We start from the raw sequence: 14,782 nt of genomic DNA, 5'->3' as shown, positions 1-14,782 counted from the left end.
TTATGACTCAAAACGAGACAAAGACGAAAAGCTCTAGAACTATTTCAATGAGTTTGTCGATTACCTACTTTACTATTTCGCTAGTTATCAATGCCATGGGTAATGTCTTAACATTAGTTACCTCTGATCATATTCACCCTGCCTTTCTTGGTTCTGCATACTGGACAGCAGCAGAAGCTAACTTAGGTCACGCGATTCTAGGAAATAATTCTCTAGCATTATTCTGGGCTTTTCTAGTTCTTGGTATGTTAATCTCCTTCTTAAATGCATTTTTGATGAAGAAGCTTGATTGGAAAAGAATTTTAGGTAACTTTATATTCATGCTACCTTTTTCAATTTTCATTCAATGGTTTTCAAACATTTTTAATCAAATTATGCCTGATGCAAAGTCATTGCCAATGGTCATTTTGTACATCGTGATTAACTTCGTAGGAGTTGCCCTTATTGGTACTGCTATTTCAATATATCAACGTGTGAATTTGGTTTTGCATCCAGCAGATGATTTGATGCAAATTTTGCGTTTTAAGTATTTTAAGGGCTCTGCTTTCAAAGCAATGTGGGCCTCATACATTCCACCAACAATTTTTGCCATTATTGCGTTTATTATTACTTTCCCAAATCTGTATAATTTTGGCTTAGGAACGCTCTTCGCCTTTCTTTTCCAAGGCGGAATAACTGGAATTGCTGACAAACTAGTATTTCGTAATTTAGATCACCAAGCTGTTGATGTTGGTGAATAAGATAAACTCATTGTTTGGTATGAAAAATATTAATTTTGGAGGAAAAAATTATGGCTTTTGCTGATTATTACTCAGGTTTACAACACGTTGGTATTCCATCATCTTCACTAGAACAATCTGAAGCATTTTGGACCAAATTAGGTTTTAAAAAGACTGGTGATTTTCCTGCCGGAAATGTCATCTTTATGCAACGTGAAAATCTAGTGATCGAAACATGGAGCGGTGACGAAGTTGCTGGTAAGCCAGGAGCTATTAACCATATTTCAATGGACACTACTGATGCAGATGCCGCTTTTGATGCCGCTAAGGCTGAAGGCTTCACTCTGATTGATTCAGAAGTACAACATTTACCATTTTGGGATAAAGGAATCAAGTTCTTTAATCTTCAAGGACCTGATGGCGTTATCGTAGAATTCTGTGAAATCGTTAAATAATTAAAATAAAAAAAAACGATGACTCTTGGTCATCGTTTTTTTTTTTAGCTTATTCTGCAATCTTTTCAGTAGCGGGCAAGCTGCTTATATAATCGTATACACCCTGACCAGCCAAACTACCATCGCCGACAGCAGTAGTTATTTGCCTCAAATCTTTTACACGAACATCGCCGACAGCAAAAACACCGGGAATACTCGTTTGCATCTTATCGTCTGTTACAATCCATCCTTCTGGATCAGTAATATTGAGATTTTCAAAGCCTTGCGTATTTGCCTTTAATCCTACATAAATGAACACACCTGAAGCATCAATATGACGCTTTTCATTTGTCTGGTTATTGATAACGTCAACGCCTGTAACTTTGTCATCGTCACCAGTAATAGCCACCACTTCAGTATGCCACTCAAATTTCATTTTAGAGTTATCAAATGCACGATTTTGGATAATTTGTTGCGCGCGTAATTTGTCACGACGATGAAGTACTGTCACTGATTTTGCTAAATTAGTTAGGTATAAACCTTCTTCGATAGCCGAATCACCACCACCAATAACTAGAACATCCTCGTCTCGGAAAAATGCACCATCACACACCGCACAATAACTTACACCACGACCCTGATACTTATCTTCACCCGTTACATCTAAGTGGATATGCTCTGACCCAGTTGCGATAATTATTGCTTTAGCAGCATAAGTCCCCATGTCTGTGTGAATTATTTTTCTATAATCTTCAACTTCAATACTTTCTACTGATCCAAAACCATATTCAGCACCAAATTGTGTTGACGAAGAATACATCTTTTCAGCTAAATCTGGTCCCAAAATCGAATCAAACCCAGGGTAATTTTCCACCTCAGCTGTATTATTCATTTGGCCGCCATAAATACCACGATCCAACATTAATACTGATAAATTAGCTCTTGAAGCATATGTGGCTGCAGTCATTCCCGCTGGTCCAGCCCCAATAACGACCACATCATATTCCTTGAGTTCTTCTGACATATTTTACCCCTTTACTTACTTTTTGTTAACACTAATTGTACTCGATTATGTACCCCTTGTCGAGCATAACCATCTTATTTAAAAAAACAGGAAGTATTTCTCCTGTTTTTAAATTACAACTTTGATGCCAATTCTTTAATATAAGCACGTAATGCATCTTTTGTTTGCGGATGCTTTAAACCAAATTCAATGTTTGTTTCCAAGAAGCCAATTTTTGAACCAATATCATAACGGCTACCCTTAAATTCATGAGCATATACGTGTTGACGGTTGTTCAATGAATCAATAGCGTCAGTCAATTGAATTTCATTTCCTTTACCAGGTTTTGTATTTTCTAGTTCTTCGAAAATTTCAGGTGTCAAAAGGTACCGGCCAATAATCGCTAGGTCTGAAGGTGCATCTTCAGGCTTTGGCTTTTCAACGAAGCTCTTTACACGATATAGTCCACCTTTATCAACTTGCGCGGCTGGATCTATTACACCGTATTCTGATACTTGATCGTGAGGTACTTTCATAACAGCTAACGTTGATTCACCAGTTTCCTCATAACGTTGGATCAATTGTTTTGTCAACGGTACTTCATCTTGCATCAAGTCATCACCCAGCAAAACCACAAACGGTTCGTCACCGATAAACGCTTTAGCAGTCAGTACAGCATCACCGAGACCCTTGGGATGTGATTGACGGATGAAATACATATTAATATCTGTTGTTTCCTCAACAAGCTTTAATAATTCATCCTTTCCTTTTTCACGTAAATTATTCTCTAATTCTGGGTTAGAATCAAAATGATCCTCGATGGAACGCTTTGATTTACCATCAACAATAACGATATCTTCAATGCCAGATTCAATCGCTTCACGCACGATGTATTCAATCGTTGGTGTGTCAACGATTGGCAACATTTCTTTAGCTAATGCCTTAGTTGCTGGCAAAAAACGTGTGCCCAATCCTGCTGCTGGAATAATAGCTTTACGTACTGGTTTCATGATTTTTTTCCTCTTTATTTTTTCTAATCTTCACTGCGCAACGGACGACTCATTAGGTCGCTAATTACATCGCGTAATGGCTCATTTTCATATAATATGCGATAAATACCGGCTGTTATAGGCATTTCCACATGATGATGTTGCGAAAATTCATATACTGCTTTTGTAGTGCTAACACCCTCAATAACCATGCCCATGTCATCTTGAATCTCTTGCAAACTCTTTCCTTCACCTAACTGTTTCCCAGCACGGTAATTTCTGGAGTTTGGTGACATGCCAGTAACAATCAAATCACCAATGCCTGCAAGTCCTAAAAACGTTTCTGGTTGGGCGCCCATTGCTTGACCTAGGGCGCGCATTTCCGATAAACCACGTGTCAGCAAAGCAGCCTGTGCATTAGCGCCATAACCTAATCCTATTAACGCACCTGATCCGATGGCGATAATATTCTTTAAAGCCGCTGCCAATTCTGATCCTAACAAATCATGATTCGTATAAGGTCTAAATGAACTATTGGCAAATACCTGCTGTAGTAATTTGGCAGCCTCTTCATTTTCAGAAGCAATCGATACAGATGTCAAGTCATGCTTGATAACATCTTCTGCATGCGATGGGCCAGAAATCATTGCCAACGTGGAACGGTACTTTGCAGGTACTTCTTCGGCAAGCATTTCCGACACACGCTTATAGGTTACTTGCTCTAGTCCTTTAGTAGCATGCGCCAAAATCACCTGGTGATCTTGCTTATTTAACACGTCAGCTAGCTGACGTGCAACTTCTCGTACAACTTTAGTAGGAACAACTGTCAAAACAATTTCAGCATCCATCACTGCCAAGGCCATGTTACTGGTTGCCATTAACTCAGATGATAACTTTGCGTCTGGCAAATACTTTTGGTTGGTATGTTGACTGTTTATTTCATCCGCTTGTGTCGCAGTACGTGTCCACAGACGCACATCATTATTATTTTCTGCAGCAACGTTTGCCAACGCAGTGCCCCAAGAGCCACCGCCCAATACGGCTATTTTAGTCATTTTTTTCGTCCCCTGCATCAATTTTTTCATTCTTTTCCATTTCAGCAGTCATACGCTCTTCCAATGTTTTCAGCGCATCAATGCCCATATTCGCCGTACGGAACTTGACCGAGGCTGCATCAATCACACTTGCAGTATTTCTACCAGGCGTCACCGGCACAACCATTCGCTTAATCTTAACACCCAAAATTTCTAAGGAGTCATTATCGTCACCTAAGCGGTCAAAATTAGCTTCACCAATTTTACCATTAGATAAATGGATGTTTAACGCAATTGTAGCATGTGATCGAACAGATACAGCACCATAAACTTGCTGAACATCAATTATTCCGACACCACGCACTTCCATCATGTTACGTAATACACCGTTTGGCTCTCCAATCAGCCTCTCTTCATCTTCTTGATAAATATCGACACGATCATCAGCGACCAAACGTGCTTTCCCTTGTTGAATTAATTCCAAGGCTGATTCTGTCTTACCAATTCCCGCGTCGCCAGTAATTAAAACGCCTAATCCATGAACATCAATCAAAACACCGTGCACATTTTTACGTGGCGCGAGTTCACCACCCAAATAATATGTCATGTTGGATAAAATTCGTGAGGATGTTAAGGTTGATGACAAAATCGGAATATGTGCTTCATCAGCTGCTTGATTTAATTCATCACTTATTGGTAATCCAGTTGAAATAACGAATGCCGGCGTTTTTTCATCCGCCATGCGACGAAATACTAATAGTAATTCATCATGACTCATACGCTCAGAAAACGATGTTTCAGTAATACCAAGCAACTGAATTCTTTCTGGCGCATAGTAATTGAAATAACCTGTCATTTCTAATCCAGGGCGAGAAATATCTGCAGTAGTAATTTCTCGGTCTAGATACTGTTCACCGGCAACAATCTTTAGTCGGGTATTTTCTACTAATTGTTTTACTGTTACTGAATTTTGTGCCATTTTAATGTCTTTCTACTTGCACATGCAAATCTTTTGTCAAAAACGTGTTAATAATGGAAACAATAAGTGCAATAATCATTGCCCAGCCAAAACTTGAAAATTCAAATCCGCCAACAAGATCAGCAGTCACTTCCAATAACATTGCATTAACAACAATAGCAAAAAAGCCAAATGTCAAAATTGTTAATGGTAACGTTAAAATTGTTAAAATTGGTTTAATGATAGCATTCAATATCGATAATACAAATGCTGCCAACAAAGCTGCACCCCAGCTATCTACTCTGAATCCTGATGGAAAAATCATTGATAAAAGTAGAAAGGTCAGCATGTTTATCGCTAAACGAACAATAAATCGCATTAAATTCTCCATTACTTATAATTTTTGAAAACGTTTACCATATTGATATGGTAAGCTTTCAATAATTCCATTATAACAAATATCCTAGATAGTTTGTCAAATGTACTTGAAAGTAACTATCCAAAATACTTACTTACTTTGTTATCTAATAATCATCTGTGATACTTAGTATTTAATTAAATTTAGCCTAACTGTGTTTATGCTCTTGCAGATTTGGTACTATTGTAATTAGTCGTGCTATCAATCCACTTTTTGACTATCACATTGTGATGACGTAAAACTAGCAGTGGCATGAAATAACGACATCACTTGAAAGCATACGGAGAACTCCTTATGAAACGACTAACTTATTTCCTTGTTACATCGGGGCACAATAATCTATGATTAACACATTGAAACGCATTTTAACTGATAAAACATTTTTCATAACGCTCATATTGTCCATCTTATCTTTATGCTTTGGTCAGGTGAAATCAACAGACATCGACTTTAAAACCATTATTTCCTTATCATCCTTGTTAATTATTATTGCCATCTATCAAGATTTAGGAATTTTAAAATTTATTGCCAATTACATCGTTTCAAAGTGCCATTCTACACGCTTAGTTTTTCTAGTCCTTTTACTCTGTTCGTTCTTTGGTTCGATGTTATTTACAAACGATGTAGCTATTCTGACGCTTATCCCCATTTTCTTTAATATTAGTAAACGCATCCCATTTCCTAAAATATTCGCTATTAGCTTGTTAACCATCTACGCTAACCTTGGCAGTTCATTCACACCTTTTGGTAATCCACAAAACATATATATTGTTTCTTTTTATAAGTTAAGTGTCATTGATTTTTTAGGAATGAGCATTCCTTTTGGTTTAATCTCACTGATCACTTTGCTTTTCTCTGTTTTGTTTATTAAAAATAAACAGATTGAAAAACAAAGTTCAAATATAATATCCATAAACCGAACAAAAACAGTGTGGCTACTACTAGCAAGTATAGTGGTGTTATTGGGTATACTATCAGTCATTCCTGTAATAATATCTCTGCTTATTAGCCTCCTAAGTGGGTTGACGCTTAGTAAAAAAATATTTAAGCGCGTTGATTATGCAGTCATACTGACGTTCATTAATTTTTTCATAATTGTTGGCGCGATTAGTCGTATTAACTTTGTTAGCGGGCTGATCACTAACCATACAAATAATGCTTTATCAACTTTTATATCGGCTATCGTCACAAGTCAATTGATTAGTAATGTCCCTGCTGCTGTATTATTATCCAAATTCACAAACCATGTCTATGCATTATTTTTAGGTGTCAGCGTTGGTGGTCTAGGCACTATTATTGCCTCCTTAGCTAACTTACTGGCCTTAAGGCAATACGCTGGCTATTCGCAAAATCGTTCAAACTTTCAATTCTTCAAAACCTTTACCCTAGTCAATATGATTTTTCTAGTCCTATTCATTGTGGTGGGAATCGTTTTGCTATAACTATGATTCAAAACTTTATTTTTTTCTCAAATTAATAGCAAATTAAAAGGCATGACATAGTTGTCGTGCCTTTTAACTAAACAAATTTTATATAAAGAAATTATAGCCAGGATTTAATTCAATAATTTTTCCTGTTCTCTTGTACACGATCCACTCAGCAATATCTGTCGTGTAATCACCAATTCGCTTCAAGTATCCTGCAATTACTAAGTAATCTGCTGCTGAGTCTACCAATTCGGCGTCCTCTTTCATACCATTAACAGAATCTGTTCGAACTTTAGCAGCACTTTGCGTAAGCACACTGTTTTTATCAGCAATCGCTTCAGCACCAAGAGCATCATTTTTCACATAGTAATCCATGACCTCTGAAACCATAGTAGCAACCATCTCGCCCATTTCGCCCAGTTCTTGTTCAACACTAGCAATGTGCTTCGTGCCTTTAACACGTATTGTTGAATTTGCAATATTACGTGCTTGGTCTCCCATACGTTCAAGCACTGATACAGCCTTTAAGATAGTAACAATTTCACGTAAATCAGTGGTTACTGGCTGATACAAAGCTATCATTTCGAAAGTTTTCTTTTCAATAGCTGCCTCGCGCTCATTAATTTGGTGGTCATTTTCTAGGATCTTACGAGCCCCTTCACGATCGTGGTCCACGAATGATTGCACAGCTTTTTGAATAGTTTGTGAAACCAGCATACCCATTTCTGTAAATGAGCTATCTAAATCTGCTAATTCTTCATCAAATAATCGACGCATAGTGAAACCTCCTTTAACTTTATTATATTATAACTGTTCTGTATCCAAATTGTGTAAATTAGCCAAAACGACCTGAAACGTAATCTTGTGTTTCTTTTTTTGCTGGATCCAAGAAGATATGCTTTGTCTCATCAACTTCAATTAAGTCACCACTCAAGAAAAATGCAGTACGATCAGAAATTCGTGATGCTTGTGACATCGAATGTGTCACAATAATCATTGCATAATCGTCGCGCAATTTTAACAAAGTTTCTTCAATGTTGTGACTAGACACTGGATCTAACGCAGATGTAGGTTCGTCTAACAATAAAAGTTCTGGGGATGTAGCCAAAACACGTGCAATGGAGACACGTTGCTGTTGACCACCGGATAATCCAAGAGCTGACTTGTGCAAATTATCTTTCACTTCATCCCAAACAGAAGATTGCTTCAAAGCTTTTTCTACCGCTTCATCTAAAACAGCTTTATCTTTGACCCCAGCAAGTCGCAAGCCAAATGCCACATTTTCATAAGTTGAAAACGGAAATGGATTAGGCTGTTGAAAGACCATACCAATACGTTTGCGTAGGTCAACCGTATCGGTTGTGGGTGCATAAATATCCGTATCTTTGAATTTGAAAGACCCTGTCACCGTCACATTATCTTCTAAATCATGCATACGATTAATTGCACGTAAGTATGTTGACTTTCCTGATCCCGAAGGGCCGATTAACGCAGTAATGCCCTTCTCTGGAAAATCTAAGTCAATACCATGCAACGCCTCTTTTTTACCGTACCACAGATGTACATCGCGGGTTGATAAAATTGTTTTTTCTTTATTATCTGTCATCCAAAGTTACCTGATATGTAATCGTTTGTAAGTGCTACTTTTGGTCGCGTAAATATTTTTCGTGTTAGATCGTATTCAATGACCTTGCCCATATGAAAGAATGCTGTATAGTCACTAATTCGGGCTGCCTGTTGCATGTTGTGAGTAACAATAATAATTGTATATTGATCTTTTAATTTAAGTAGCGTGTCTTCAACCTGAGCGGATGATATAGGATCTAGCGCACTCGAAGGCTCATCTAACAACAAAATATCAGGCTTCAATGCCAACGCACGAGCGATCACCAATCGCTGTGCTTGACCACCGGATAATGCTAATGCGGATTTATTTAGTTCATCCTTAACTTGATCCCATAAAGCAGCTTGTTTCAAGCTGGTTTCAACTACTTCATCTAGTTGCTGCTTAGTGTAATTACCTCGGCTAGTTAGTGCAAAAGTTATATTGTCATAAATTGACTTGGCAAAAGGATTGGGACGTTGAAATACCATGCCGATATGTCGACGCATTTCATAAACATCAATTTTCTTGGTATTAATGTCCAAACCGCGATACATAATGTTCCCATTAACGGTAGCAACACCATCATTCATACGGTTTAGTGAACGTAAAAATGTTGATTTCCCGGATCCTGAAGCGCCAACCAAGCTCGTAATTTTATAACGCTCAAACTGCAGGTCGCCTTCGCTCAAGGCAAGATTATCACCATAAAACACTTGCAAGTCATGTGTGGACAGAGCAATTTCATGTTTTTCGGTATCCATTTTATAAATAAACCGCTCTGGTGCATTTTCTCTAATGAACTCACTAGCTGGTTTAAGATCTGTATTTGAATTTATCATAATGGCCTCACGCACTCGTTAACTTCTTGTAAAGCTTCATACCTAATTTTCGTGCGCTAAAGTTGAATAGCAACACAACAATAATCAAAACAGCAGAAGCTCCTGCTGACACGGCACTAACATCAGGCATAATACCTTCAGAATTAATTTTCCAAATATGTACAGCTAGTGTCTCTGCTGGTCGCATTGGATTCAAAGGGCTCGAAATGTTGAATGGATTCCAGTCGGCAAAATTCAAAGCTGGAGCAGATTGTCCTGCAGTATAAATTAAGGCTGCAGCTTCACCAAATACTCGTCCAGCCGATAGAACAACACCCGTCACAATTGATGGAACGGCTGCAGGCAAAATAACATGCAAAACCGTTTCCCATCGTGACAAGCCAAGTGCCGCACCTGCTTCACGCTGTAAATCAGGAATTTGTGCTAAACTCGTTTCGATTGAACGTGTCAAAAGAGGTAGATTAAACAATGTTAATGCAATTGCACCAGACAAAATAGAAAAACCTAATTTAAATTGTACAACAAAAAGTAAGAATCCAAACAAACCAACAACAACAGAAGGCAAAGAACTTAATATTTCGATAGCTGTACGTATAATTGCTGTAAAATGATTTTTTTGCGCATATTCATTAAGATAAATTGCTGCACCCAACGCAATGGGAAAGCTAATCAACATGGCTAAAATTAACAAGTAGAAAGAATTAAAAAGTTGTATTCCAATACCACCGCCTGCTTCAAATGCACGTGCTGGAGAAGTTAAGAAGTGCCATGATAAATGTGGTACGCCTTGTACAAGAATAAAAGCTAGCATCGCAAACAAAATTAAAGCGACAATGCCAGAAATAGCGTAAATAACGCCTGTTGCAATTTTATCAGCAGTTTTTGCATTCATTATTTCATCGCTCCTCTACGTCCAATTGCACGAACAATCAAATTAAATACCAATGACATCAGTAATAGAATCATTGCCAGAGTCCACAAAACATCATTTTGTAGTGAGCCCATAACCGTGTTTCCAATACCCATGGTCAAAACAGACGTTAAGGTAGATGCTGGAGTAGTTAAGCCTGTAGGCATTAATGCAGCATTACCAATAACCATTTGAACAGCTAGGGCTTCACCAAATGCACGTGCCATGCCAAACACAATCGCTGTCATAATACCAGGTGTTGCTGAACGCAAAACAACTTTATAAATCATTTGCCAACGTGTAGCACCAATTGCTAAAGCAGATTCTCGGTAATAACGCGGAACTGATTTTAATGTGTCCACGGTCATCGAGGTGATAGTTGGTAATATCATAACAAACAAAACTATTGTTCCAGATAAAATACCAAAACCAGAGCCACCAGTTATATTTCGTATAAAAGGAACGACGACAGTTAAACCAATGAACCCATAGACAACTGAGGGAATACCAACCAGCAATTCAATAATTGGTTGCATAATTTTTGCCCCGCGTTTTTGCGCTATTTCAGTCATAAACAAAGATGTTCCAATCGCAAATGGCGTAGCAACTACCGCAGCTAAAAAGGTTACTAAAAATGAACCAATGATCATTGGTAATGCACCAATATAAGGCTGCTTTGTTGCCGGGTTGGTTACAGACGGATTCCAAGTTGTTCCAAATAGAAAGTCTTTAACATTAACGCCATCTCTAAAGAATGTTGAAAGTCCGCGACTCAGAACAAAGGCGAAAATTGCCACGACCACAATACCAATCAAGGCTAATGCCGTTAAACTAACAGCACGTCCAAACGTGTCCTTATGCGTGGATTCAGATCTCTGCATAAGTTTTTTTGTAATGTTATCCATTTTTTCTCCAAGGTGCATGTCGAAATATGATATTTTCGAACAAGAAATATGTTTATTTTCTAGTCACTTGACCATTTACGTCACGACTAATCTTCATGTCATGAATTGATATGTATCCTAGTTTCGATACAAGTGTTGATTGAACCTTTTTGGAAGTTAAATACTTTAAAAACTTAGCTACAGGTTCGGATGGTTTTCCTTTGGTGTAAACATGTTCATATGACCAAATAGCATATTTTCCAGAAACGACATTCTGTTTAGTAGGTTTTACACCATTAACTTTAGCCGCTACCACACTGTCATCAATATAACCAAAGGCTGCATATGAGATAGCCCCTGGTGTCGTGCTGACAATTGAACGAACCATTCCTGAAGAATCTTGTTCCTGTGCCTCAGTACTTTGTGCGCCATTCAATCCCCATTGTTCAAAAGTGGCTCGTGTCCCTGATCCGGCCGCACGGTTAATGATGACAATTTTTTGATCATTACCACCAACCTCTTTCCAATTCGTTACCTTTCCAGTAAAAACAGCAATGAGTTGTTTAGTTGTCAAATTTTTGACACCATTGTGTTTGTTCAATAGTGGCGCAATGCCGACAACTGCGACTTGATGATCTACTAACTCTTTGGCATCAATACCGTCTTTTTCTTCAGCAAATACATCAGAATTACCAATGTCAACAGCGCCTTGCGACACCTGACTTAACCCTGTACCTGTTCCACCGCCTTGAACGTTGATGAAGGTACCAAGATTGTCTTTAGCGTATTCCTCGCCAGCAGCTTCAACCAGCGGTTGTAAAGCCGTTGACCCAACTGCAGTGATCGACGTATTTGACGCACTTTTATCGCGCATTGCATACGCTGTTCCAAGCGCTGCAGCAACTGCCACGGCTACAATCGTGAATACGATTGAACCGCGATATGATTTCGACATGTTAATGCCTCCCAAGATTTACTACTACATATTTATTATCTTAAACTTATGTAAATGTCAAAACGCTTTTATGTAAAGATTGTGTAAAGAGCATGATGTTTTCATACAAAAAAACATCAATTTTAATGTTTTGACGCGTTTCTACAAGGGTAGAATAACACTGATTGTCGTACCGACACCTACCTGTGATTTAATATTGATTTCCCCATTATGTTGGTTCACAATCTCATTGACAATAGCGAGCCCCAATCCAGTACCACTTGCTATTTTACGTTGTCTTGATTCGTCACCACGATAGAAGCGCTCAAATATACGAGACTGCTGGTTTAACGGAATACCAATACCCGAATCACTAACTTTTATTTGCCATTGTTGCGTGTCTTTATATGCTGATATCCAAACTTCACCGTCTGTTTTATTATACTTAACCGAATTAGTTAATAAATTTTGGACGATAGTAGACACATCGCTAGCAATACCTGACACACTGAAGTCCGGTGCAATATCATTGTGTACCGTAACCGTTTTAGTATCAATTTTTTCTAATTGTTGTTCAACAATGGCTGAAATTTGCAAATTAGATATTTTTTCATCCACTTTGTGTTGCATACGTGACAAAGACAATATGTCATTAACCAGTGCTGACAAACGTTTTGCCTCATCCGCCACAATTTGCAAAAATTGGGTTCTCGTTTCTTCATCCGCCCCTGCGTCACCCTGTAACGTCTCAACAAATCCTGTTATTGCAGTCAACGGTGTTTTAAACTCATGCGAAGCATTTGCCAAAAAATCGGCTTGCATGCGCTCTAATTTCAATACCTCTGTCAAATCATACAACATAACCATCACTTCTGCATTTGATCCAGATTGATGAAATAATGTGCTAACATCATATTGTCGCGCCTCGCCATCAATCATCAAGTTCAAAATGGAATGCTGCCTTTGATTAGTATTAAAGGTATGATTAATGATTTCTGACAAAGTAAACTGACGAATCACTAAACTGTCTAAAATTGGTACTTCTGGCATCTCTACACCAAGCATATCGGCAGCGGTTTGATTGAAAACATCTATCATATGATGACGACTAACATTAATGACCCCAACTGGTAAGCTGGCCAATAATGTCTGATAATTATTTATTTCACGATTGGCACTATATTGCGAATGGCGAACATAACTTTGTAATTCATTGAATTGTTCTAATAATTCGTAGTATGGAGATGTTGGTTCTGCTAAAACACCCCGTGGTGTTTCTCCAGCTGAAGTAGCAATCATTCTATTCTTCATAATTGTTAATTCTGCTGTTTCTTTGTTTTGCCAAAAATTTAAAAACCATACTTCAAAATTAGCTACAACAAAAAATATAATAACTAATATGTAGATCTGATTATGAGACACGTGTATCACTCGAGTTACTATAAATAATAATAAAATATTTAGACTATATATACTGGTTATTTTGCCAATTCTTTTCTTCATAAGTTTATTCTATCATGGTTTTGAATTTGCATAACGGTAACGCACAAAAAAACAAGCACTCTGCTTGTCCTTATCAAATATACTTATTTATCTGTCACTTTACCACTTGCATCGCGAGTGACTTTCATATCTGTTAATCCAATGTATCCTAGCTTAGGTACAATATTTTTTTGAACCTCTTTGGTCGTGAAGTACTCTAAGAATGACTTAGTAGCCCCAGTTGGCTTCCCCTTAGTGTACATGTGTTCGTAAGCCCAAATTGGCCATGAATTATCTTCAACATTTTGTTTATTAGGATGAACTTTATTTAAGTCCAGTGCCTTAATACCGTCAGAGTCGAGGTAAGCAAATGCCAGGTACGAAATCGATCCTGGTGTTGTTTTGACAATCTTTTGCACCGTGCCATTGGAATCTTGTTCGGTCGCTTGTACAGCATCCTGACCGTCCAAGATACTTTTTTCAAAAACAGCCCGTGTTCCTGACCCAGTTGCACGATTGATAACGACAATTTTTTCATCGTTACCACCAACTTCTTTCCAATTTGTTACCTTACCAGTAAAAATATTACGCAACTGTTCTTTTGTTAAACTCGTGATCTGCACATCACTATTCACAACTGGCGCAATACCAACCACAGCTACTTTATGATCCACTAGTTTAGTGGCGTCAATACCATCTTTTTCTTCAGCAAACACATCTGAGTTACCAATTTGTGCTGATCCATCAGATACTTGACTTAACCCGGCACCCGATCCACCACCTTGCACTGTAATTGTTACATTAGGATTTTTCTCTTGGAATGACTTAGCAACTTGCTCTGCTAAAGGCTGTAATGCTGTTGATCCTAACGATAACACTTTTCCACTAACATTAGAAGATGACGTCGTACTTGTTTTATTATCGCTGGACTTATCATTAGCAGAAGTATACAAGGCTATTCCAGCCGCAATGACCACTATACCACCAATAATTCCTACAATCTTTTTGTTCATGAAGATTTCTCCCTTAGAAATATGTAGTGAAACAAGGTTGTAGTAGAGGCTCTTGGGTGCCGCTCCTTGTTTACAACTTATATATTACGGGAGTTATGTTATGAAACACGCCACAATTTGGTCGCATTCTTG

Annotated in this window: 16 protein-coding genes; 3 read left to right on the top strand and 13 right to left on the bottom strand. The window is 38.0% G+C overall.

Features of this window, described 5'->3' with window-relative positions; all coding sequences use genetic code 11:
• Positions 1–2 precede the first annotated feature (2 nt).
• Together RHP64_RS02965 and RHP64_RS02960 are read left to right on the top strand one after the other, a co-directional pair.
• Entirely contained in the window at positions 3–740 is a 738-nt protein-coding gene (locus tag RHP64_RS02965) for a DUF6198 family protein (protein WP_011679418.1), read from the top strand.
• Between the two features lie 50 nt (positions 741–790).
• On the top strand, positions 791–1,174 hold the full coding sequence (locus RHP64_RS02960) for a VOC family protein (protein ID WP_011679417.1): 384 nt from the start codon (positions 791–793) through the stop codon (positions 1,172–1,174).
• 49 nt (positions 1,175–1,223) lie between these two features.
• Here RHP64_RS02960 and trxB read toward each other — a convergent pair whose 3' ends face one another.
• The 5 genes from trxB to RHP64_RS02935 form a co-directional block, all read right to left on the bottom strand.
• The gene (gene trxB, locus RHP64_RS02955; protein ID WP_011679416.1) at positions 1,224–2,177 is read right to left on the bottom strand and encodes a thioredoxin-disulfide reductase; all 954 of its coding nucleotides are present in this window, start codon (positions 2,175–2,177) and stop codon (positions 1,224–1,226) included.
• Positions 2,178–2,290: 113 nt separating this feature from the next.
• Complete coding sequence (gene galU / locus RHP64_RS02950; protein WP_010285820.1) at positions 2,291–3,166, bottom strand: UTP--glucose-1-phosphate uridylyltransferase GalU; 876 nt, start codon at positions 3,164–3,166, stop codon at positions 2,291–2,293.
• A 23-nt stretch (positions 3,167–3,189) separates the two neighbouring features.
• Positions 3,190–4,200, bottom strand: coding sequence for an NAD(P)H-dependent glycerol-3-phosphate dehydrogenase (locus RHP64_RS02945; RefSeq protein ID WP_011679415.1), 1,011 nt, complete (start codon positions 4,198–4,200; stop codon positions 3,190–3,192).
• A complete protein-coding gene (gene hprK / locus RHP64_RS02940) occupies positions 4,193–5,158 on the bottom strand; it encodes an HPr(Ser) kinase/phosphatase (protein ID WP_004164464.1) in 966 nt (321 codons plus the stop codon). Before hprK ends, RHP64_RS02945 begins: the two co-directional genes overlap by 8 nt.
• Position 5,159: 1 nt before the next feature.
• On the bottom strand, positions 5,160–5,516 hold the full coding sequence (locus RHP64_RS02935; protein ID WP_004164465.1) for a phage holin family protein: 357 nt from the start codon (positions 5,514–5,516) through the stop codon (positions 5,160–5,162).
• A gap of 380 nt (positions 5,517–5,896) precedes the next feature.
• Between RHP64_RS02935 and RHP64_RS02930 the strand changes: the two genes are divergently transcribed.
• Entirely contained in the window at positions 5,897–6,997 is a 1,101-nt protein-coding gene (locus RHP64_RS02930) for an SLC13 family permease (protein ID WP_025267872.1), read from the top strand.
• Between the two features lie 87 nt (positions 6,998–7,084).
• Here RHP64_RS02930 and phoU read toward each other — a convergent pair whose 3' ends face one another.
• The 8 genes from phoU to RHP64_RS02890 all read right to left on the bottom strand — a co-directional run bounded on the left by phoU (position 7,085) and on the right by RHP64_RS02890 (position 14,650).
• Positions 7,085–7,759: a phosphate signaling complex protein PhoU gene (phoU, locus tag RHP64_RS02925; protein ID WP_004164468.1), complete on the bottom strand. Its 675-nt coding sequence runs from the start codon at positions 7,757–7,759 to the stop codon at positions 7,085–7,087.
• A gap of 58 nt (positions 7,760–7,817) precedes the next feature.
• The gene (gene pstB, locus RHP64_RS02920) at positions 7,818–8,588 is read right to left on the bottom strand and encodes a phosphate ABC transporter ATP-binding protein PstB (protein ID WP_011679413.1); all 771 of its coding nucleotides are present in this window, start codon (positions 8,586–8,588) and stop codon (positions 7,818–7,820) included.
• The gene (gene pstB / locus RHP64_RS02915) at positions 8,585–9,427 is read right to left on the bottom strand and encodes a phosphate ABC transporter ATP-binding protein PstB (protein ID WP_011679412.1); all 843 of its coding nucleotides are present in this window, start codon (positions 9,425–9,427) and stop codon (positions 8,585–8,587) included. Before pstB (RHP64_RS02915) ends, pstB (RHP64_RS02920) begins: the two co-directional genes overlap by 4 nt.
• A 7-nt stretch (positions 9,428–9,434) precedes the next feature.
• Positions 9,435–10,319 (bottom strand): phosphate ABC transporter permease PstA, encoded by an 885-nt coding sequence (pstA, locus tag RHP64_RS02910; RefSeq protein WP_010291776.1) that lies wholly within the window; start codon positions 10,317–10,319, stop codon positions 9,435–9,437.
• Entirely contained in the window at positions 10,319–11,242 is a 924-nt protein-coding gene (gene pstC / locus RHP64_RS02905; protein WP_011679411.1) for a phosphate ABC transporter permease subunit PstC, read from the bottom strand. Before pstC ends, pstA begins: the two co-directional genes overlap by 1 nt.
• Positions 11,243–11,294: 52 nt before the next feature.
• Positions 11,295–12,176, bottom strand: a complete 882-nt coding sequence (locus RHP64_RS02900) for a phosphate ABC transporter substrate-binding protein PstS family protein (RefSeq protein WP_014324427.1) — start codon at positions 12,174–12,176, stop codon at positions 11,295–11,297.
• 141 nt (positions 12,177–12,317) lie between these two features.
• On the bottom strand, positions 12,318–13,658 hold the full coding sequence (locus RHP64_RS02895) for a sensor histidine kinase (protein ID WP_025267871.1): 1,341 nt from the start codon (positions 13,656–13,658) through the stop codon (positions 12,318–12,320).
• Between the two features lie 83 nt (positions 13,659–13,741).
• Positions 13,742–14,650, bottom strand: coding sequence for a phosphate ABC transporter substrate-binding protein (locus RHP64_RS02890; RefSeq protein WP_025267870.1), 909 nt, complete (start codon positions 14,648–14,650; stop codon positions 13,742–13,744).
• Positions 14,651–14,782: the final 132 nt, after the last annotated feature.

It is taken from the genome of Leuconostoc sp. XM4 (assembly GCF_055698815.1).
Note: the sequence above shows the minus strand (reverse complement) of the source record. Positions and strands in the feature narration are given on the sequence as shown.

What these genes read in the sequence shown, in the direction of transcription:
- RHP64_RS02965 (WP_011679418.1), top strand. Translation starts at nt 3, where the DNA reads ATGACTCAAAACGAGACAAAGACGAAAAGCTCTAGAACTATTTCAATG.
- RHP64_RS02960 (WP_011679417.1), top strand. Translation starts at nt 791, where the DNA reads ATGGCTTTTGCTGATTATTACTCAGGTTTACAACACGTTGGTATTCCA.
- trxB (WP_011679416.1), bottom strand. Translation starts at nt 2,177, where the DNA reads ATGTCAGAAGAACTCAAGGAATATGATGTGGTCGTTATTGGGGCTGGA.
- galU (WP_010285820.1), bottom strand. Translation starts at nt 3,166, where the DNA reads ATGAAACCAGTACGTAAAGCTATTATTCCAGCAGCAGGATTGGGCACA.
- RHP64_RS02945 (WP_011679415.1), bottom strand. Translation starts at nt 4,200, where the DNA reads ATGACTAAAATAGCCGTATTGGGCGGTGGCTCTTGGGGCACTGCGTTG.
- hprK (WP_004164464.1), bottom strand. Translation starts at nt 5,158, where the DNA reads ATGGCACAAAATTCAGTAACAGTAAAACAATTAGTAGAAAATACCCGA.
- RHP64_RS02935 (WP_004164465.1), bottom strand. Translation starts at nt 5,516, where the DNA reads ATGCGATTTATTGTTCGTTTAGCGATAAACATGCTGACCTTTCTACTT.
- RHP64_RS02930 (WP_025267872.1), top strand. Translation starts at nt 5,897, where the DNA reads ATGATTAACACATTGAAACGCATTTTAACTGATAAAACATTTTTCATA.
- phoU (WP_004164468.1), bottom strand. Translation starts at nt 7,759, where the DNA reads ATGCGTCGATTATTTGATGAAGAATTAGCAGATTTAGATAGCTCATTT.
- pstB (WP_011679413.1), bottom strand. Translation starts at nt 8,588, where the DNA reads ATGACAGATAATAAAGAAAAAACAATTTTATCAACCCGCGATGTACAT.
- pstB (WP_011679412.1), bottom strand. Translation starts at nt 9,427, where the DNA reads ATGATAAATTCAAATACAGATCTTAAACCAGCTAGTGAGTTCATTAGA.
- pstA (WP_010291776.1), bottom strand. Translation starts at nt 10,319, where the DNA reads ATGAATGCAAAAACTGCTGATAAAATTGCAACAGGCGTTATTTACGCT.
- pstC (WP_011679411.1), bottom strand. Translation starts at nt 11,242, where the DNA reads ATGGATAACATTACAAAAAAACTTATGCAGAGATCTGAATCCACGCAT.
- RHP64_RS02900 (WP_014324427.1), bottom strand. Translation starts at nt 12,176, where the DNA reads ATGTCGAAATCATATCGCGGTTCAATCGTATTCACGATTGTAGCCGTG.
- RHP64_RS02895 (WP_025267871.1), bottom strand. Translation starts at nt 13,658, where the DNA reads ATGAAGAAAAGAATTGGCAAAATAACCAGTATATATAGTCTAAATATT.
- RHP64_RS02890 (WP_025267870.1), bottom strand. Translation starts at nt 14,650, where the DNA reads ATGAACAAAAAGATTGTAGGAATTATTGGTGGTATAGTGGTCATTGCG.